Source organism: Eubacterium sp. SB2, assembly GCF_001244405.1.
In the GTDB taxonomy this organism is placed as follows: Bacteria; Bacillota; Clostridia; order Lachnospirales; family Lachnospiraceae; genus Faecalicatena; species Faecalicatena contortus_B.
The window spans coordinates 319196-338359 of record NZ_LN865151.1 but is presented as its reverse complement, the minus strand read 5'-3'; the positions used below and the strand labels follow the sequence as shown (position 1 = coordinate 338359).

Genomic DNA, 19164 nt, shown 5'->3' with positions numbered 1-19164 from the left:
TATTTATGCCCAAAGGGTATCCCACGGCTATCTTATTTGTACTCGATTCCCAATACTCTGCAGAGCGTTGACTGCAGCACGCTAACATCAATTGGTTTTGCAACATGCGCCGTCATTCCGGCATCCATTGACGCCTGGATATCCTCGGCAAAAGCATTGGCAGTCATAGCGATAATCGGTATATGCGCCGCATCCGGCCTGTTCATCCGCCTGATTGCTCGGGTTGCCTCATATCCGTTCATCTCCGGCATCTGTATATCCATGAGAATTGCATCATAGACGCCGGACCTGTTGTCCGCAAATTCTTTTACCGTCTGCAGACCATCCGTTTTTACAAGGGAACTGGCCCCATACATTTCCAGCAGCTCACAGAGTATCTCCGCATTGATTGCATTATCCTCGGCTATCAAAAAACGGCGGCCTTCAAGGAATGCAGCATGGTCTCTTCTTTCTCGCCCATCATCAGGATTCACAGCTTTCCTGTCCGGTTCCCCCGCCTTCTCACATTCCAGAATGACCTGAAATACAGTTCCCTGATGCTCTTTGCTCTCCACGGTTATGACTCCGCCCATCAGATCCACCAGACCCCTTGTGATACTCAGCCCCAGTCCGGTTCCTTCGACACGTGAAGTATTGCTGCTGCGGGTAAACGGCTCAAAAATGTGTTCCAAAAACTCTTTTTTTATCCCCACACCCGTATCCCGAATTGTAAAGCAATACCGGACATAGCCATCATCCCGTACGGGAGGCAGCTCTTTCACAAGAAATCCGACTGAACCGCCTTCCGGTGTAAATTTAATCGCATTACTTAGAATATTGATAAAGATCTGATTCAGGCGCAGCATATCGCCATAAAACCTGGGGTTTGTGATGCCCTCTGCTTGCATATGAAACTGGATTCCTGCTGCCTTCGCCTGGGGTTCTATGATCGCTGCCAGTTCATCCATCAGTTTTGGCAGATGAATTTTCATTCTTCCCAGAGCAATCTGGGACCGCTCAATCTTGCTCATGTCCAGGACATCATTGATCAGGCTCAGTAAATGCCTGGATGATATTGAAATCTTTTTCAGGCAGTTCGATACTTTGTCCTGGTCGTCAATATGTGCACATGCCAGAGCAGTCATCCCCATGATCGCATTCATCGGAGTCCGGATATCATGGCTCATGGCCGAGAGAAATTCGCTCTTTGCCTGGTTTGCCTCCTCGGCAAGTACAAGCGCCTTCTCCAGCGTCCGTTTTGTCTGGCGCTCTGCCGCCAGCATATCTGTTACGTCTGCCCGTACCATGCAGATTGTCCGGTGATTCTCGTCACCCCACAGGACATTGATCTGCTTATACAGCACTTCATCTCCCTCTTCATAAGGAAATACAAAATCATATCCCTCCGGTTTTTGTCCCAGCCTTTCCACCATCGTTTCCACCCGGAACTGCCTGGAGGTTTCTTCCCTGTCTTCTGCCCTTCCAAAGTGGAGGGCAAACTCTTTCAGCGCGTCCTCGTATTTATCCAGATAATTAGGTGCTAAGTTCTTGAGCACCGTCTCACGCGTATACATTGTCAGGGAGGTGGAATTCATATTTATAAAGCAGGCAAGCTCAAAAGTATAGGCAATCATATTGAGCAGACCCTGCTGCTCGCGCAGGGATTCCGTAATATCGGAGCGCACCAGGCAGGCTCTTCCGATTCTCAGGTCAATGGCTGAGACCGTCATATTCTTTGTACGTATGTCGCCCTGCTCATCCGTAATGGAAAATGCAAAGGTATAGGAGCCCTTTTCCGTCAGGCGTTTCTTCATTTCTCCCGCCTCAAGCGATCCCCAATACTGTACGCGGTCTTTCGGCACGACAACCTCTTCTGCCATGAAACGGATTCTTTTTGAATGGCTTCCAAAAGAATCCGGCAGTCTGTCCGAATTCTTATTATATGCCAGGAGCTTATAAGTATCGTTTATCAGATCCAGGTCAATCACAAAATCGTAGCTGGTCACAGAAAGCTGATGCAGAATCTGGTTTGTAACCGTCTCGTCCGTAATGTCTGTTACCGTCAGAATCCCGGTGACATCGCCTGTATCCGGAGTCTCTACCATGTTCACTTTAAACTTTACATGACGTCCCTTTTCCTCTTTAGGAAGTTTAATAAAACACTGAAGTGTCTGCTCCGTATCATTTCGGCCAAATGCTCTCAGCGAGGGCTCGTTCAAATAGGTATCTAAAAAGAGCTGCCTCTCTTTTTCGTCTGTCACGAGGCTGGAAATACCGGTAAAAAACTTTTCCCGTACTGCGCTGAATGTCTTCAGCAGATCCGAATCCGTATGGTCAATAATCTCCAGAATCTGGTTCTGGGTTATATTACAGTGCCCGATAATCAGTGCATTCGGATCCGGCGTCCGGTAATGCTGCATAATCATCTCTTTATACTGCTGCCGGAGCTGCTCCTTCTCGGCGATCTCTCCGCTGATATCGTGATAAACTGCGTAGAATTTTCTTTCGCCGCTCTCCATTTCGATCAGAGAAAGGTTATTCTTGACCCACACGTAGCTGCCGTCTCCCCGTTTCAGCCGGTACACCAGTTCACACTGGCTCGCCCCGCTTTCAATGAATTCCGTTAGACGCGCGTTCACCTGCTCCAGATCCTGGGCATTCACACCGGCCATAGCATCCTCACTGTACAGGTCCGATATTTCTTCCTGGGACATGCGCGTCAACTCAGCAAAACCTTCCGACACGAATTCCGGCACCATGCTGCCATCCCCGCAGAGTTTAACTACTGCAATCCCTCCCGGCAGATTCTTGACAACCGTCTGGAAATATTGTTCTAAACGTTCTTTTTCCCTGCGTGTCTTCACCTCTTCGGTTATATCACGGACATATTTTACATATGCCGGGATGCCATTCCAGTCCGTCTCACGGAAACGCGTACTGAAAAAGCGGTCCTGTCCGCTGATCTTCATCTCATGTTCCCGCCCGTCCGCCTCATATTTTGTCAGACCGCAGAATTCACAGGGCGTGTGATTGCCATAGAGTGCTTCATAGCATTTTCTTCCCACACAGTCACGGTTAGTCAGACCGTCTTTTTTTGGTTCATTCACATACAAAAGGTCATAACTATCCTTTGCAATGATATAAATGCTGTCAGCCATTTCGTTGGCAATACTCTGAAACAGCCGGGTCTCCAAGGACATACCGGTAAATACCGCATAGAACCTGGTGTTTTCCGATAGCGGCCCCATGCGCCTGCCATTGAGGTGGATCCAGACCAGACCGCCATCCTTATGGCGCATCCGGTATGAAACATCCAGAACCTCTCCGCTGGACAAAGCGGCCTCTGCTGCTTCCATCACCCGTTCCCGATCCTGCCCATATACAATATTCAGGGCATTATCCCCGATCAGTGCTTCGTACTCCGCCCTCGTATGCCCCGACAGGGCCATAACACCGTCAGAGAAAAATGTAGGAATAAAACGGTGATTTTCCACGCGATAACTGGCAATCCCCCCGGGAATCGAGTTGATCAGATGCCGCATCTCCAGCTGCGCCTCTTTCAGCTCAGAAATATTATGGAACACGCACAGCAACAGAGGACACCCATCCTCTTCCCCGCTCCATTTTACTTGGACGCGCACCCAGACTATATGCCCGTCACGGTGCTGTTTGCGGAATTCAAAATCCACCGTATCGTGAGTACGAATGACCTGTTCTGCCATTTGAACCACCATGCCGGTGTCTTCCCGGTAGATAAGTTCTGCCGCATCGCCCTTACTTAATTCATAGTATTCGTCTACCGTATAACCTGACAATTCAGGCACGCCGTCTGAAAAATAGACTGTCTCGAATCTGTCCGATACCTTATAGACGGCAACTCCGCCCGGTATCGCATTGATAATATCCTCCAGCCGCAGAACTAGAGGAGTATCGCTGGTCATGGCTGAACCGCCCTTTTCAGGGCCCCCCTCAGCTCATCCGCTCTTTCGAATTCGCCTTTAATTTCCTGATATAATTCAGCATACGCTGCCTCTTCCTTACAGACCCGGAGAGGTTCCACAATAGCGCATACCTTATCGAACAGCGGGGTAAGCCCCATATTCCCCGCAACACCTTTCAGCGTGTGAGCCGCCTCAAAAGCGCCTTTCAGGTCATTGCCCTCCAGCGCCGTATGTAATCTGCTGATACTATCATCCTCAAAAAACTTGTCCAGAAACTTCATGTACATCTCTTCATTATTGATAAAACGCGCCATAGTGATCCCATAGTCTCCTCCATAGGCCTCGAATATCTCTTTAAATCCGCTCATCATCTCCATGCCTCCTTACTGATTCCAATACTGCCTGCTATCTTTGTTATCGCTACTCACCATTCTGGGAGTCCTGTGCATTCTCCCTCTCCTGAATAAAGTCATATAATATCTGGTACAGCCGTTTTGGTTCGATAGGCTTTGCCAGATGAGCATTCATTCCTGCCGCTTTGCTTTTCTCGATGTCATCATCAAAGGCGTTGGCGGTCATTGCAATAATCGGCACATACTTTGCGTCCTTGTTGCTGAGATGCCTGATATTTGTGGCCGCTGTCAGCCCATCCATCAGCGGCATTCTGATATCCATGAGGATGGCATTGTAATACCCTTCTTCCGATTTGCTGAACTTTTCCAGGGCGCGCAGCCCGTTTTCCGCCGTATCAACAGCAAAATTACGGCTTTCCAGCAGCATAACCGCCACCTCTGTATTGATTGCATTGTCTTCTACAAGAAGAACACGTTTTCCGGCAAAATCATAATCAACGTCTTCCGTCTGCCTTGCCTCTTCTTCTTTTTTCCCGAGGGCCTTAGTAAATGCAGAGACCAGAGAAGACTTGAACATGGGCTTACTCATCAGAAGGTTGACGCCTGCAAGCTTCGCCTCATGCTCAATGGCAATCCAATCGTAAGCGGTCATGATAATGATGGTCACTTCAGGCCCTACAATACGGCGTATCCGCCGGGCAGTCTCTATACCGTCCATTCCCGGCATCTTCCAGTCTATCAGAATCATATCGTAATACCGGCCCTCAGCCCATAGTATCTCCACTCTGTCAACGGCTTTCCGTCCGCTGTCTACCCATTCCGCCTTAATCCCGATCTCTTTGAGTGTCGCAACGGCGCCCTCGCACACTGCCACATCGTCATCCACCACCAGGGTTTTTAAATGAGAAAAATTATAATCCTGCTTCCTTTGATTATGCCTTTGCTTTTCCTCCTCACTGATGCCAAGCTTTACATCGACCATAAATTCTGTGCCGATCTCTTTAATTGACCGCACCGTGATCCTGCCGTCCATCATATCCACAATATTCTTAGAGATTGCCAGACCCAGCCCCGTTCCCCCATACAGTGCAGTGGTTCCGGTAGATTCCTGTGAAAACGGCTCAAATATATGGGGAAGGAATTCTTCACTCATTCCTACTCCCGTATCATTAACAATGAATCTCAATACAACGTCGTTCTTTGTCCTTTGCCTCTGTTCTACAGAAAAAGTGACTCTTCCGCCCTCTCCGGTAAACTTGATGGCATTGCTTAAAATATTAATCAGCACCTGCTGCAGCTTCATCGCATCCCCGATATAATAATCATCTAACACCGGATCGACAATACACTCGTATTCCACATTCTTGGCCGCCGCCTGGCCATAGCAGATCGAATTGACCCCATTCATAAATTCCTCGGTAGGAATCTTTTCATTCTTCAAAAGCATCTTGCCGCTTTCAATTCTGCTCATATCCAGTATGTCGTTAATCAGAGACAACAGAAATCTGGATGAAATACCGATCTTCGATATGCAGTCTTCCACCTGTTCATCATCTCCGATCGACTGTGCCGCGATTGCACTCATCCCGATGATTGCGTTCATAGGCGTGCGGATCTCATGGCTCATCCTGGACAAGAAATCCGATTTGGCGGCATTTGCCTGTTCCGCTGCGACCAGCGCCGCTGCAAGTTCCTCCTTCTGTTTTTGTTCCTTTTGCACTACATCGGTGACATCCGTGCGGGCAAGGCATACCCTCCCAAGCTCTTGATTGATATAGAAGACCTGGAATCTTTTCGTTCTGATACTGCCGTCCTCGTCACACATCTCCAGGCTGAAGGTATAGGCTTCCTGCTGCCCGAGCATATCCTGCATGTAGTCGTAATCCAGCTGTTTCAGATATTCCTGTGCGGCTGCCTCATTCATAAAGCTTTCGGCGGTTCTCCGGATCTTCTCCTGAAAATGCAGTTCCTGCCACGCAGGCCCCAAGCCGCTGCTTGCAAAGGTAAGCCCCCTGAATATGTCTTTTTTGATATCAATTTCCACAATGACATCATAATCCAGAGACGCAATCTTATGAAGCAGCTGTTCCTTGAGCTTCTGTTCCGTTATATCAAATGTATAGAAAAAGACAATGACATCTCCCGTCTCCGGATTCAGGTAGGAGCGGAAATTGGTGCTTGCCCAAAATAAACTTTTATCGCTGCGGCGGCGCAAATATTCAAAACGGTAGTCAACATTGCCAGCAGAATAGTCTTCCAGAACCTTCTCCCTGTCCAGCACGCTGAGTATCTGCTCACGGTCTGACACTTCAACAGCAGAGGCCGCCAGATTGAAAATAGTCTCCTGATATGTGGCGCCCACATGGGATATCGCCGCGTTGGGATCTGTCATGTAATTTTCCAACACGTTCTTTGTAATGTTAAATCTTCCCTGTGTACTCCCTTCCGAAGAGGACAGTTCGGCAAAATACTCCAGTTCTTTCTCGTAAAGCTCCCGTACACGGCTCTGCAGCTGCTTTTCCTCCGTGATGTCAACAAAAACGCAGTAAAAATACTGTTCCCCGGTTTCTTCCTTGAGCATTTGTGCTTTCAAGGAAACCCACTTTACTTCGCCGCCTTTGCATATCACCCGGTTGTCATTGTTGATCGTATTCCCGTCCGCCAGTCCGGCCCCCAGCTTTCCCCGCAAGGCATCCACATCCTCCGGATGGATCACCGAGAAAAAACGGTTTCCCATGTCTTCAAATTCTTTTCTGGTATAATTTAGAAATTCAAAAAAGCCATCGTTTGCATCGAGAATCGAAAAACATGCATCATACCTGCATCGAAATACCGCACCAGGCACATTATTGTATATATGCATCACTTCGTCCTGTGCCTTTTTCCGTACCGTAATATCAATACAAACGGAAGTAATGGCAGGCCTGCCGTCCTCGTCAGTCATCTGCCTGCCTATATCATGTACCCATATATAGGAACCGTCCTTCCGCTTCATACGGTATTCGACCACATACTCTCCTTTACAGGCTAACTGCTGCTCTACTTCCTCGTCTATCCTCTTCCTGTCGTCCGGATGCATGCAATTCGTGATCAGGCCCCCGATATCTTCCACGAATTCCGCTTCATTCCCATACCCCAGATATTCCAGCATCCTGCGGTTAATAAAATAAAAAGGAAAGCCCGGTTCTATGTACCCGCCCATCATCCCTCCGGCGATGGACTCATTCAGCAGATCATTGCGCTGTTTCATTACATTTTCCACGACGAGGGTCTGCGGATAATGCTCTCCGCCCTGCTGGCTGCTTCCCGGTTCCGCAGCGTGGAAACAAACAACCTGCCACTTCCCGCCCGTACATTTTAAAGTAAAGAAAAACCGGAGGTGCCACATATACATGGAATTGATCAGAGTCAGGTCCGCAGCCTGCGAAAAGATGCCGGCCGCCAGATACTGCTCATGAATGACCGAAAAATCCATATGAAAAGGTTCCTGAATTTCATTTATGTCCTGCCGCAGATACTCCATCATCATTTTCTTTCCCTGGGCAGTTTCCCCCATTCCGGTACCGACAAATTTTATATCCTCCGCTAAAAAAGAAAGCGTTTTTTCCAGGTTTCGCTCCTGAAACCATGCTCTGCAAAATAGCTGCACTGTCTGCCGTTCATCAATTGTAATTGCCATACTTGTCCTCTTTCTTTCCGCTAAATGCAGTATTGTTATATATATCAGCGTTGCTGCACTCCTTCAAAAGAGCTTTGAATTCTTCACAGGGCATCGGTTTTGCAAAATAATATCCCTGCACGTAATCGCAACCGATCTGGCGGAGCCGCTCGAGCTGTTCCCCGGTCTCCACTCCTTCTGCAACTACATCCAGGTGCATCCAGCGGGCCAGATCAATGATAAAGCGCAGAATTCCCTGGCTGTTGGGCTTGGCGGTCTCGCTCCGGATAAACTTCATATCCAGCTTCAAGATATCAATCGGCATTTCATTTAACATATTCAGCGAGGAATATCCGCTGCCAAAATCGTCCATTTCAATCACAAATCCCATATCCCGCAAACGGCTGACCGTGTCTATGATCTGTTTCGGATTCTCTGTATAGGCGCTTTCCGTAATCTCCAGATGCAGCCGGGAGGCCGGGAGGTGATACTTTTTAACCGTTTCCCTGAGAATCTCGGACAAGTCCGCATTGTATATATCGGCCCGGGATACATTAACAGATACTGAGATCCGCGGCAGTCCTTCCAGATCCCATTTTTTCATGCTGCTGCATACCTTATCCCACACAAACTGATCCAGCTTTGTAATAAATCCGTTCTGTTCAAAAAGGGGAATAAACTCAGCCGGTGACTGGAGCCCCCATTCCGGATGCTTCCACCTTACCAGCGCCTCTGCTCCGGCCAGCTTTTCATCCGATATCCGGTACTTGGGCTGGAAATATACCTGGAACTGGTGCTGCTCCAGCGCAGACTCCATACAGTCCGTAACCGCCTGCTTCTTCAGCATCATATTACGGAGCATATCATCATATTCCGCAAAATACTTTCCGTACTGGCCTTTAATACTGCTGGCCGCCAACAGCGCCCTGTCACACATCTGTTCCACCGAAATAGTGCGGTCAACGATCGTATAAACGCCCCATTTCATTGCAATATTCCTAATATCCGCCTCTTCATTCACCTGCTCAATTGCTTCCATAAACATCGCAGCCGTATAATCTGTACGTTTTTCCAGCAGGCAAGCGAACCTGTCTGAATTCAGACGGCCGCAGATGCCTCTGTCCGCCGTTTTCCGGCTGTACATGTCTGCCACCGCACAGAGCAGGCGATCCCCGGTCGGTACACCAAACACGTCATTGATCAGTTTAAAATTTTCGATATCGGAACAGACAATATCATATTCTATGTCCGGATTTCTTAGCAGTATGTCTTTTACCATCTGATAAAAAAACTCTTTGCTGTACAGCCCTGTCAGCCTGTCATACTGAATCACGTTGATCATGGCCGCTGTCTCCCGCAGATTGATGATATTGGCTACCCTGTGCAGGATAATCTGAGGTTTGTAGGGCTTGGCAACAAAATCAGCGGCGCCGTGGGACAATGCAGCTACCTCGTCGGACTCTCCGTCGTTCTGCGTTGCTACGATGACCGGGATCGAGCAGAATGCCGGTTCCGCTTTCATAATTGAGAGAAATGTATAACCGTCCATCACCGGCATAACAATATCCAGAAGAATGAGTGAAATAACCTCCCCGTATTGTTTTAAAATATCTAAAGCTGCCTGCCCGTTCTCGGCCTTCAGAACATCATATTCCGAAGAAAGTATCTGGCAAAGCAGCTCTCTGTTTAGTTCATTGTCTTCCACAACTAGAATTTTTTTCTTTGAAAACATAATTTCCGTCCTTCTGTTTAAAAGTTATTCTTACAATGTATAAAAAAGCCTTATTTCTTAACTAATTTTACCATAGCGCCTGTGAAAACACAATCTTTCTCCCGCCGCTTTCTACGTAATATTTTTATAATACCCAGGCTCTGCCCCACAGTTTTCTTCTTCCGGAAAACTGCGGGGGCAAAACCCATTTGAAATGATTTTATGCTCATTTTCATCACAACCGGATATCCCGGACAGGCCTCTAGAACGACTGGTATTTGTCTTCAAAAAATGTTACAATAAAGACAGTCTAAACCATATGGTATACCTTTCATTGATCAACTATACCTAACCTGGGAGGAATAACACTTGAAGAAAGAAATGGATTTATGTCAGGTGGTCTACAATAATCTGGCCACACAAATACGATTTGGCGCATACCGGTTTGGCGACCAGCTGCCAACCTTAGAAGAATTAAGCCATCTGCAGATGGTTTCTATAGACACCGTACGTACAGCCTACCGGCGGCTTCAGGCGGATGGCTTCATTACCTTGTCCAAAAGTACCGGTGCAACGGTAAAGGTACAGTACACTGAGGCGGAAATAGCTCAAAATATACAGAAGTTTTATTCCCAGAGGAAAGACTCTCTCTTAGATCTGAGCCAATCCATGCGTTTTCTGTTTTGCAACGCCCTGTGGACTGCCCTGAAACATGCACCGCCTGAGATACTTGATGAGATTGACCTCCTTGTCTTACAAAACAGAGACATCCTGCCTTCATATACCCAGCATCTGCAGCTTATTTACGGTTCCCTGCATAACGAACTGATGATGCGTCTTGTCTGGCAGACCTTCATGTTTTTTCAGGCGCCGTTTTTAAGTATTTCCGATAACGTGACACGATTGATTGCAGAAAGCAACCCTCTTTTGGATCTGACCGGCTGCTGCCGCCGAAAAGACTGGGCAGGGCTTTGGTCTGCTGTGGAGGCTTTTTTTGAAAAGTTCTCCTGCGCCTTATCAGGTTTTTATGAAGAAAAGATTTCACTGCCTCCAACAGAAAAGCAGGTCACCTTTATCTGGAGCAGTTATAAAAAAACCTCACAGATCTGTTATTCTCTTTGCAGAGAGATATTGGGCTCCATCAGCCGGCATGAATACCCGGCCGGCAGTTATCTTCCCTCCCTGGAAAAACTGGCAAAGGAAAAGCAGGTTTCGGTCAGCACGATCCGGCGCACGCTTCTGGTTCTCAATCAGATCGGTGCAGTCAAATCGCTCAATGGAGTTGGCACAAAAATCCTGCCTCTCGGGGACAACACAGAAAACTGCGATTTTACCCAGCCGGTAATCCGCAAACGCCTGCTGGATTATGTACAGTGCCTGCAGTTTTTTGCCTTATCCTGCAGAATGACAGCGGAGAGTACGCTTGCCTCACTTGACAGCGAGGCTTTTGCCGAATGTAAGAACAGGCTGCTTAAAATCAAACAAACGGGTCAGCCGGAACTGGTCGTTTATGTTTCCCTTGAATTCATTGCATGCAGCACCCCCCTGCGCACAATACGTACAGTCTACACGGAATTACTCCATCTTCTTTTCTGGGGAAATCCTCTGCGCAGCATTCGAAAGAATCAGGAAGGCTTCAGCGGCTTCTTTCTTCCCTATATTGAATACTTTATTGCCTGTTTGGACCGCCCTGCTCCGGTTGCATTTGCCGCCACTCTGGAGGAACTTGTCACCTGTCTTTTGAACCTTTCTGTGGAGCTTATGGCAGAACTGGGATTTTCAGAAGTCGAATCTCTGCTGATTCCTTCCAATTCGAAGGCTTGAACGGATGCACCACATTGCTGCCGTCTCCCCAGAAAGAAGGGACTGTCAAAATGACAGCCCCTTCTTTCTATGTAAGTACTTTTTTTCGTATATTTGCAGGTACTTCTATTTTTCGTATATCAGCGTGTGCAATACATGAAACAGACGGTTCACATCCAGAGGCTTTGCAAGAAAATCGTCCATTCCGGACTCCCTTGCCGCATCAACATCTTCCTGAAAGGTATTTGCAGTCATAGCCACAATTGGGATAGAAGCAGCGTCCTGGCGCCGAAGTGCACGGATAGCCCGTGTGGCGTCCAGTCCGTTCATCTCCGGCATCTGCACATCCATCAGAATCACCTGGAACTCCCCTGGTTCACTCTCTTTAAATCGTTCTACCGCCAGCACACCGTTTTCCACCCGGCACACAAGGGCGCCCTGCATTTTCAGCAGATCTTCAGCGATCTCCGCATTCAGATCATTGTCTTCAGCCATCAGAATATGGATCCCTTCCAGTATTTGTCCTTCCTGCTTTTCTTCTTCCTCTGGTTTCCTCTCACAGAATGGAAGCGTAACCGTAAAGTAGAATTCGCTCCCCTTCCCCAACTGGCTCTTAACTCGCAGCTCCCCGCCCATCATCCTGACGATATTGCTGCTGATTGCCAGCCCCAGCCCGGTGCCCTGACTTCTCGATATATTGCTGCCGAGTTGTTCGAAGGATTTAAAAATTCGCTTTTGATCCTCCGGACGGATTCCCTTACCATTATCTATAACCCGGAAGGTAAATGAAGCCTCCTGTCCACTGGCTTCTGTTTCGGTCGTACGCAGCAGCACCCTGCCTCCTGCAGGGGTGAACTTAAAAGCATTTGAAAGAAGATTTACCAGTACCTGGTGCAGCCGCACAGCATCTCCCTTTAGACTGCTGTGGGAAATCTCTGTATCCAAGGAAAAGGAAAGCATGTAACGTTCAGCCTCTCCATCCATCATGCTCTGCAGATCGTGAAGCATCTGCTTCAAGTTAAAGGGTTCGTGTGCAGTGGCGAGCATTCCGTTTTCGATGCGGCTCATGTCCAATATATCGTTGATCAGGCTGAGCATATACTGTGAGGAGGTGCGAAGCTTAGACAGGTTTTTCCGTGCGTCCTCAGGAACCCCCTCCATCATACTGGTCAGGTCTGCCAGCCCCACCACCGCGTTCATCGGCGTGCGGATCTCGTGGCTCATGCGTGAAAGAAATTCCCCCTTGGCCCGGCTGGACGCCTCCGCTTTTTCCAGATTGCTCCGCATCGCGGCCGCCTTCATACGGGAACGGGCAATCAGAACCACCGCCGCTACAATGAGCAGGAGTACGCTCCCCAGAACCGCCGCAAACCAAAACGGATTGGCATAAATAAAATTCACCAGAGAAAACTGATTGGTGCCAATGGAAACCATATTTCGATTAAGGAGGTCTTCCTTTTCATCATCATCAAGACTGTTTATGGCCTTGTTCAGTATAGTAAGAAGCGTAGTATCCGCCGGCCGTGCCAACGCAAACCCCACACTGCTGTTATCATTGACCAGCGCCACCGTAACCACCTTGTTGAAGTAACTGCGCTGAATTTCCTGCTCGATACGGTTGGAGAGACCATAGCAAAAATCGATTTCCCCATGATCAACCGCTGCCAGAGCCTCGGCCATGTCCGGATAGGTTTTGACTTCCGATACAGGAATATTGGAGGGGAGCTGCCGCCCCTCAACGATGCCGCCCACCAGCCCATTGTCCGGATAATTTGACGCCTTGTTGCGTACAATAATGTTGTTTAAGCTGGCATAGGGGGCCGAAACAGCCAGTCCCTGCTCCGCCGCGTTTTCTTCCGAGTCCAGATAAAATCCCAGAATATCTGCCTGCCCCTCCTTCACCATCCCGATGGCTTCCAGATAACTCCGGGCGTACATATAGGTAAATGTAAGGCCCGTGTAATCTTCGATCTCCTGTAGTAGATCTGGAACCACTCCTTCATGTGTACTTTTTGCCGTGGTCTTACTGAATAAAGGGTGCCAGCCCTCCGGTACAGCCACGGTTACCTCTTTCTTCTCCTTAATATAGGACAGTTCGTCTTCGTCAAGCAGGATATCCGCCGTAAGATTGGTAAAGTTTGCATTAAATCGTTCCGTGCCAAAGTTGGGATTAGATGCACTGATATGCGCCAGCGCCATATTTAACCCGTCCAGAACCTCCTGGTTTCCCGGCGTAGTTACAATATAGTACGGTTGGGAGTCATAGGACGCCACAATACGAAAATCCGTGCCGCGCTCGGTAAAATTACCCAGCAGCAGATCTATCTCCCCGTTAGCCAAATATGCATAGAGATTCCCCGCCGCCGATAATTGCTCATAGGAGTATTCTTTGATGCGGCAGTCCAAATTGTTAATAGACAAAAACTCTTTCAGACGACGGATCGCTTCCTTCGCATTTACATAGACTCCAATGCACTTGCCGTTCATACTCTCCAGGTCATTGATCCGGATGCTTCCATCGTCCCTGCGGGCCAGAAGGGCGGATCTGCTGTACCCCATATTGTAATCCGGATATCCATAATAATCCTCTAAACCAGACATGTAATAGCTGCCGCCCATCAGGTCGAATTCACCTTGATCAAAGCGCTCCAGCAGTTCATCACTGCTGTCCACATCAATGTACTCATACTCCCAGTTCGTATATTTTGCGATTTCATTGAGGTAATCCACCACCAGTCCGTAACGGGTTCCATCCCCCGCAGTCTCACTGATTCCCTGTACCTGTGGAAAGGCGACCCGAAGTACCCGGGAAGTCTTTTCTGACGCTTTGACCGGAACACAAAATGAAATTGCAAGAAGTACCGTCATTAGAACCATGGCAATCCTCTTCCTGTATTTACTTTGAGATCTTTTACAGCTTTCCATTTCCTAGTACCTCTTGTTTCTTCAAATTCGTTATCTGATCATGTGAGATGATGCAGAGCAGCATACCATGCCTTTGCGGGTTTTATCTATGACGAAAGAGCAGAATCATCTTTCATTCTATTGCGTGTTTCGCTGCTTTATGTCCTCAGGATTCTAACAGGTGGCAGGCTGCTTTATGTCCGCCCCCGCAGTCCTTCCATACTGGCGCCTTTTCTCTGCAGATGTCCATACAGTGTCTGCACCGGGTATGGAACTTACAGCCTGACGGCGGCTGGTCTGCTGACGGAACATCTCCTTCAAGTATGATCCGGCCTCCTTTCCGGTCAGGATCCGGCCTTGGCACAGCGCTCAGAAGCGCCTTTGTATATGGATGCAGGGGGTTCCTGAATAACTCTTTCTTCGGCGCAACCTCTACCATTGAACCAAGGTACATCACCCCTACCTCGTCTGATATGTGTTCTACCACTGACAGATCATGTGAAATGAACAAGTATGAAAGCTGCTGCTCCCTTTGCAGCTTCTTCATGAGATTAATGACCTGCGCCTGGATCGATACATCCAGTGCCGATACCGGCTCATCGCATATAATAAGATCAGGATTCAGCGCCAGCGCTCTTGCAACACAGATACGCTGTCTCTGCCCGCCTGAAAATTCATGAGGAAAACGTTCTATATACTCCCGGGAAAGGCCGCACTTTTCCATAGTTTCCTCAACATAACTGCGCAGTTCATTCCCCGGTACCAGATGATGTTCCCTTACCGCTTCCCCAATTAATTCAAATACATTCATCCTGGGATCCAGCGAGGAATATGGATCCTGGAAAATCATCTGAATCTTTGTGCGCATCTCCTTTAATTCTTTTCTATCCATTAAAAACAGATCCCTGCCAAACAGCTTTGCTTCGCCCTCTGTCGGTTCTGTCAGGCGCAGGATTGTTTTGCCGATGGTAGTCTTCCCACAGCCCGATTCTCCCACCAGTCCAAATGTCTTTCCTTTTTCTATTGTAAAGCTGACATCATCCACCGCTTTCACCAGACCTGCACTTTTGCCAAACACCCCTTTTTTCATTGTGTAATACGTTTTCAAGTGATTGACTTCTAAAACCGTGTTGCTCATACCTTATCCCTCCTAACCGGCCGATTCTCTGCTGTCAAAACAGCTGACCAGATGTGTTTCGCTTAATTTTACTACGTCCGGATAGGACTCCCGGCACCGCTCCTGACATCTGCTGCAGCGATTCTGGAAATAACATCCGGGCGGCAGTTCCAGCGGATTTGGGACGCTTCCCGGTATGGCATAGAGTTCTTTTGTCTCTTCGTTCAGCACGGGCCTTGACCGCAGCAGCCCAACCGTGTAAGGATGTTTGGGATGATGGAATATTTCACTGGCCGTCCCCGATTCTACAATCCTTCCAGCGTACATGACAACCACAAAGTCTGCCATCTCTGCCACCACACCCAGATCGTGCGTAATCAGCATGATCGATGCGCTGATCTCCTGTTTCAGTTCCCGCAGCAGATCCAGGATCTGCGCCTGAATCGTAACATCTAGAGCTGTCGTCGGTTCATCTGCAATAATCAGCTGTGGATTCCCAATCAATGCCATTGCTATAATCACACGCTGGCGCATCCCTCCGGACAACTCATGCGGATAATTATCATAAACATTTTCTCTTGTGATACCCACTCTCTTCAGAATATCCAGAATTTTTACTTTTGCTTCTTTCTTCGAGACGCCTGGCTGATGGGTGCGCACACATTCTTCCATCTGGTTTCCTATTGTATAGACCGGATTCAGGCTGGTCATCGGTTCCTGAAAAATCATGGAAATATCATTTCCCCTTATTTCCCGGTATTCCTTTTCCGGAATCTTCGTCAGATCGACGGTTCTGCCCCTCTTCCTGTCTTGAAAACGTATACTGCCGCTTTCTATCTGCCCCTGTGGTCCGGGAAGCAGCCCCATAACGGAAAGACTGGTTACAGACTTGCCGCATCCAGACTCTCCCACTATACCAATAGTCTTTCCCGCCGGGATGTCCAACGTCACTCCGTTTACTGCTCTTACCGTTCCGCGATCAGTATAAAAGCAGGTACATAACTGTTCAATCTCCAGAATATTCTCCTGTGAATTCATGGTCGTCAGATATTCTGATTCCGGCACATTTTTTCTCTTTTTTTTCTTGTAGTATTCTTTATATTTCTGCTTATTTCCATCCTTCATACTTATCGCTCCAAATTCTGATATCCAATCCTCAGCATTTTTTTTAATAACAATAACTCTTCATCGACTACACGGCCGGTTTCATCGGCCTCTGCAAATTCATCCAGTATATATTGCAGAGAATTCATCACAAAGGCTACCATCCGTTTCTCCCGCTGGGTGTATTCCGTCTTTGTCCCATACTCTTCTACTTCTCTCAAAAATCGTTCAAACAGCTGGTTGTTCTTCGTTCTCAGATAATAATGTTTCCGCTTATCCAGAGAGCACTTTTCAAACTGATCCCAAAAGGCCTTCTGAAGCGGCTCCATTTCCAGAATTTCTTCCGTCTTCACATCCCGGTTCAGTTGTTTTCCCAACGCCTCCTGCTGTTTTAAAAACTTCTGAAACATATAGTCTGTGATATAAACAAACAACTCTGTCTTTGAGTCAAAATAGCAGTAAAATGATCCGATTGAGATATTTGCCTTTCTCACAATCTCCCTGACGTTTGCATCATGATAGGAATGCGTGGAGAATTCCTCCACTGCCGCTTTTAGAAATATTTCCCGCTTTTCATCTGTTAGATTAAAAAAAGTCATTTTTGGCATTTTTTACTCCTTTTACCGCTTGGATCTTGGATCCAGCGCGTCTCTCAGTCCGTCACCCAGCAGGTTCATAGCCAATGCCGACAGGATAATTGCGATTCCGGGAAATACAATCATGTAAGGAAACGTTCTCATATAAGCGCGTCCTTCGTTCAGCATGGCTCCCCATTCCGGTGACGGCGGCTGTATGCCAAGTCCCAGAAAGCTCAGGCCTGCAATTGAAAGGATGGTCCCGGCCACTGTCATGGCTCCCTCCACGATAATAATTCCCATCGCATTGGGCATCACATGCCTGACTGCAATCTTCCATGTACTGAATCCGGACGCCTTTGCCGCACTGATATAATCCTGGTTTACAATGGACAGCACCGCTGCACGCACTACTCTTGTAAATCCGACTGTGGTGTTGATGCAAAGCGCCACCACCAGATTACGGAGTCCGGGTCCTAACGCTGCTACCATAGCAAGTGTCATCAGCATTGAAGGGATACACGTAAAGATATCCACCACCCTCATGATTAAATTATCCAGTTTCCCGCCGAGCAGAGCCGACAAGGAACCTATAAATCCGCCCAGTGCTGCGGAAATAATCACAACCAGAAAACCTACCCCGATTGACACCCTTGCCCCATAAATCATGCGTGCAAAAATATCTCTTCCCAGATGGTCCGTTCCCAGCCAGTGTTCTCCGCTCGGAGCCTGAAGCCGGTTCACGGTATCCTGTTTAATAACCATATCATAATCGCAGATTACGCCTGCAAAGACTGCCAGCAGCACAAAGATCAGTATCACAATCAATCCGGTCATGGCCGCCTTATTTCTGCGCAGACAACGCCAGACGTCTAAAAAGCGGTCCGTCTTACGTTTCCATTTTTGCTGAGTCTCCATCGTTTTCCCTGCCTCCTCTATTTTCTAAGATATACATTGCGAATTCTTGGGTCAATATAAGCCATAATAATATCAGCCAGCAATACAAGCATACAGTATATCAATGCCAGGAAAATAGTGGCAGCCATAACAACAGGGACATCTTTCTGCCTGATGCCTGTCAAAATCAGATTGCCAATCCCAGGTACTGAAAATACATTCTCAATTAACACGAGTCCGCCAAGGGACAAACCAAAGGTCGTAATCAATGTCACTAAGATCGGAAGCAGCGCATTCTTAAATGCATGTTTCCAGATCACCTTCCATTCCGACAGGCCCTTCGCCCTCGCGGTCCGGATGTAGTCCTGCTGAATCGTTTCCAGCATGGAGGTTCTGGTCAGCCTGGAGGTAATTGCGGCCTGAGGCAGTGCAATAACAGCGATGGGCATTACGAAATTCCGCCAGCTATCGATTCCGCTGGGCGGAAGCATGTGCAGCTGCAAGGAAAACAGAAGAATCATCATAAGCGCAAGCCAGAACTGCGGCACCGCCGCAAAAAACATAGCAACCACAGTACTTCCCACATCGACTGCCGAGTACTGCCTGACCGCAGAATAAATCCCGATCGGTATTCCGATCAGATATGCAATTATGGTTCCCCAAACTGCCAGCCTTAAAGAATGCGGAAATGTAGCTACGATCTCCGTGATAACCGGCCTCTGTGAATTATAGGAAATCCCAAAGTCGCCATGAAGCGCGCCCCCTATAAAGTTGAAAAACCGGACGAAAAAACTCTGGTCCACGCCCAGCTGATGGTTGAGCTTAGCGACTTCTTCCGCCGTTGCATTCATACCTAGAATTAATCTTCCCGGATCACCCGGTGTCAGAGATAATATAAAGAATACGATAAATGTGACTCCCAGCGTAATCGGGATCACCAAAAGACATCTTTTAATAATATATTTTTTCATGCTGTTTCTCCCCACATTTCTAAAATAGGGTGTATCCTTATAGCCCTGAAGGCGGATATGGATTCCACGGATTTCATAATTAAAATTGAGTTCCCTTGGGAAAATCACGCCTGCGGCGGCATCGCGACATCTGCCTCTTACGCCCCAGTGC

Annotated in this window: 11 protein-coding genes; 1 reads left to right on the top strand and 10 read right to left on the bottom strand. The window is 47.9% G+C overall.

Features of this window, described 5'->3' with window-relative positions; genetic code table 11:
• Positions 1–32 precede the first annotated feature (32 nt).
• Genes BN1938_RS06365 through BN1938_RS06350 form a run of 4 tightly spaced genes read right to left on the bottom strand, consistent with a single transcriptional unit; the run spans position 33 to position 9663 of the window.
• A complete protein-coding gene (locus BN1938_RS06365) occupies positions 33–3920 on the bottom strand; it encodes a PAS domain-containing hybrid sensor histidine kinase/response regulator (protein ID WP_050639796.1) in 3888 nt (1295 codons plus the stop codon).
• On the bottom strand, positions 3917–4291 hold the full coding sequence (locus tag BN1938_RS06360; RefSeq protein ID WP_330377751.1) for an Hpt domain-containing protein: 375 nt from the start codon (positions 4289–4291) through the stop codon (positions 3917–3919). Before BN1938_RS06360 ends, BN1938_RS06365 begins: the two co-directional genes overlap by 4 nt.
• Before the next feature lie 49 nt (positions 4292–4340).
• Positions 4341–7952, bottom strand: coding sequence for a response regulator (locus BN1938_RS06355; RefSeq protein WP_050639795.1), 3612 nt, complete (start codon positions 7950–7952; stop codon positions 4341–4343).
• A complete protein-coding gene (locus BN1938_RS06350) occupies positions 7936–9663 on the bottom strand; it encodes a two-component system response regulator (protein WP_050639794.1) in 1728 nt (575 codons plus the stop codon). The genes BN1938_RS06355 and BN1938_RS06350 overlap by 17 nt, the downstream gene beginning before the upstream one ends.
• Positions 9664–10011: 348 nt before the next feature.
• Here BN1938_RS06350 and BN1938_RS06345 point away from each other — a divergent pair, with 348 nt between their 5' ends.
• Entirely contained in the window at positions 10012–11466 is a 1455-nt protein-coding gene (locus tag BN1938_RS06345; RefSeq protein ID WP_050639793.1) for a GntR family transcriptional regulator, read from the top strand.
• A 105-nt stretch (positions 11467–11571) separates the two neighbouring features.
• On the opposite strand, the gene BN1938_RS06340 is transcribed toward BN1938_RS06345, so the two are convergent.
• The 6 genes from BN1938_RS06340 to BN1938_RS06315 all read right to left on the bottom strand — a co-directional run bounded on the left by BN1938_RS06340 (position 11572) and on the right by BN1938_RS06315 (position 19013).
• Positions 11572–14370 carry an ATP-binding protein gene (locus BN1938_RS06340; protein ID WP_050639792.1) on the bottom strand — a complete coding sequence of 933 codons (2799 nt, stop codon included), beginning with the start codon at positions 14368–14370 and terminating at the stop codon, positions 11572–11574.
• Between the two features lie 145 nt (positions 14371–14515).
• Positions 14516–15487, bottom strand: coding sequence for an ABC transporter ATP-binding protein (locus BN1938_RS06335; RefSeq protein ID WP_050639791.1), 972 nt, complete (start codon positions 15485–15487; stop codon positions 14516–14518).
• A 12-nt stretch (positions 15488–15499) separates the two neighbouring features.
• On the bottom strand, positions 15500–16504 hold the full coding sequence (locus BN1938_RS06330) for an ABC transporter ATP-binding protein (RefSeq protein ID WP_369794746.1): 1005 nt from the start codon (positions 16502–16504) through the stop codon (positions 15500–15502).
• An 89-nt stretch (positions 16505–16593) separates the two neighbouring features.
• Positions 16594–17178: a TetR/AcrR family transcriptional regulator gene (locus tag BN1938_RS06325; protein WP_050639789.1), complete on the bottom strand. Its 585-nt coding sequence runs from the start codon at positions 17176–17178 to the stop codon at positions 16594–16596.
• Between the two features lie 12 nt (positions 17179–17190).
• Entirely contained in the window at positions 17191–18063 is an 873-nt protein-coding gene (locus BN1938_RS06320; RefSeq protein ID WP_050639788.1) for an ABC transporter permease, read from the bottom strand.
• Between the two features lie 17 nt (positions 18064–18080).
• Positions 18081–19013, bottom strand: coding sequence for an ABC transporter permease (locus BN1938_RS06315; protein ID WP_050640022.1), 933 nt, complete (start codon positions 19011–19013; stop codon positions 18081–18083).
• Between the last annotated feature and the right edge of the window lie 151 nt (positions 19014–19164).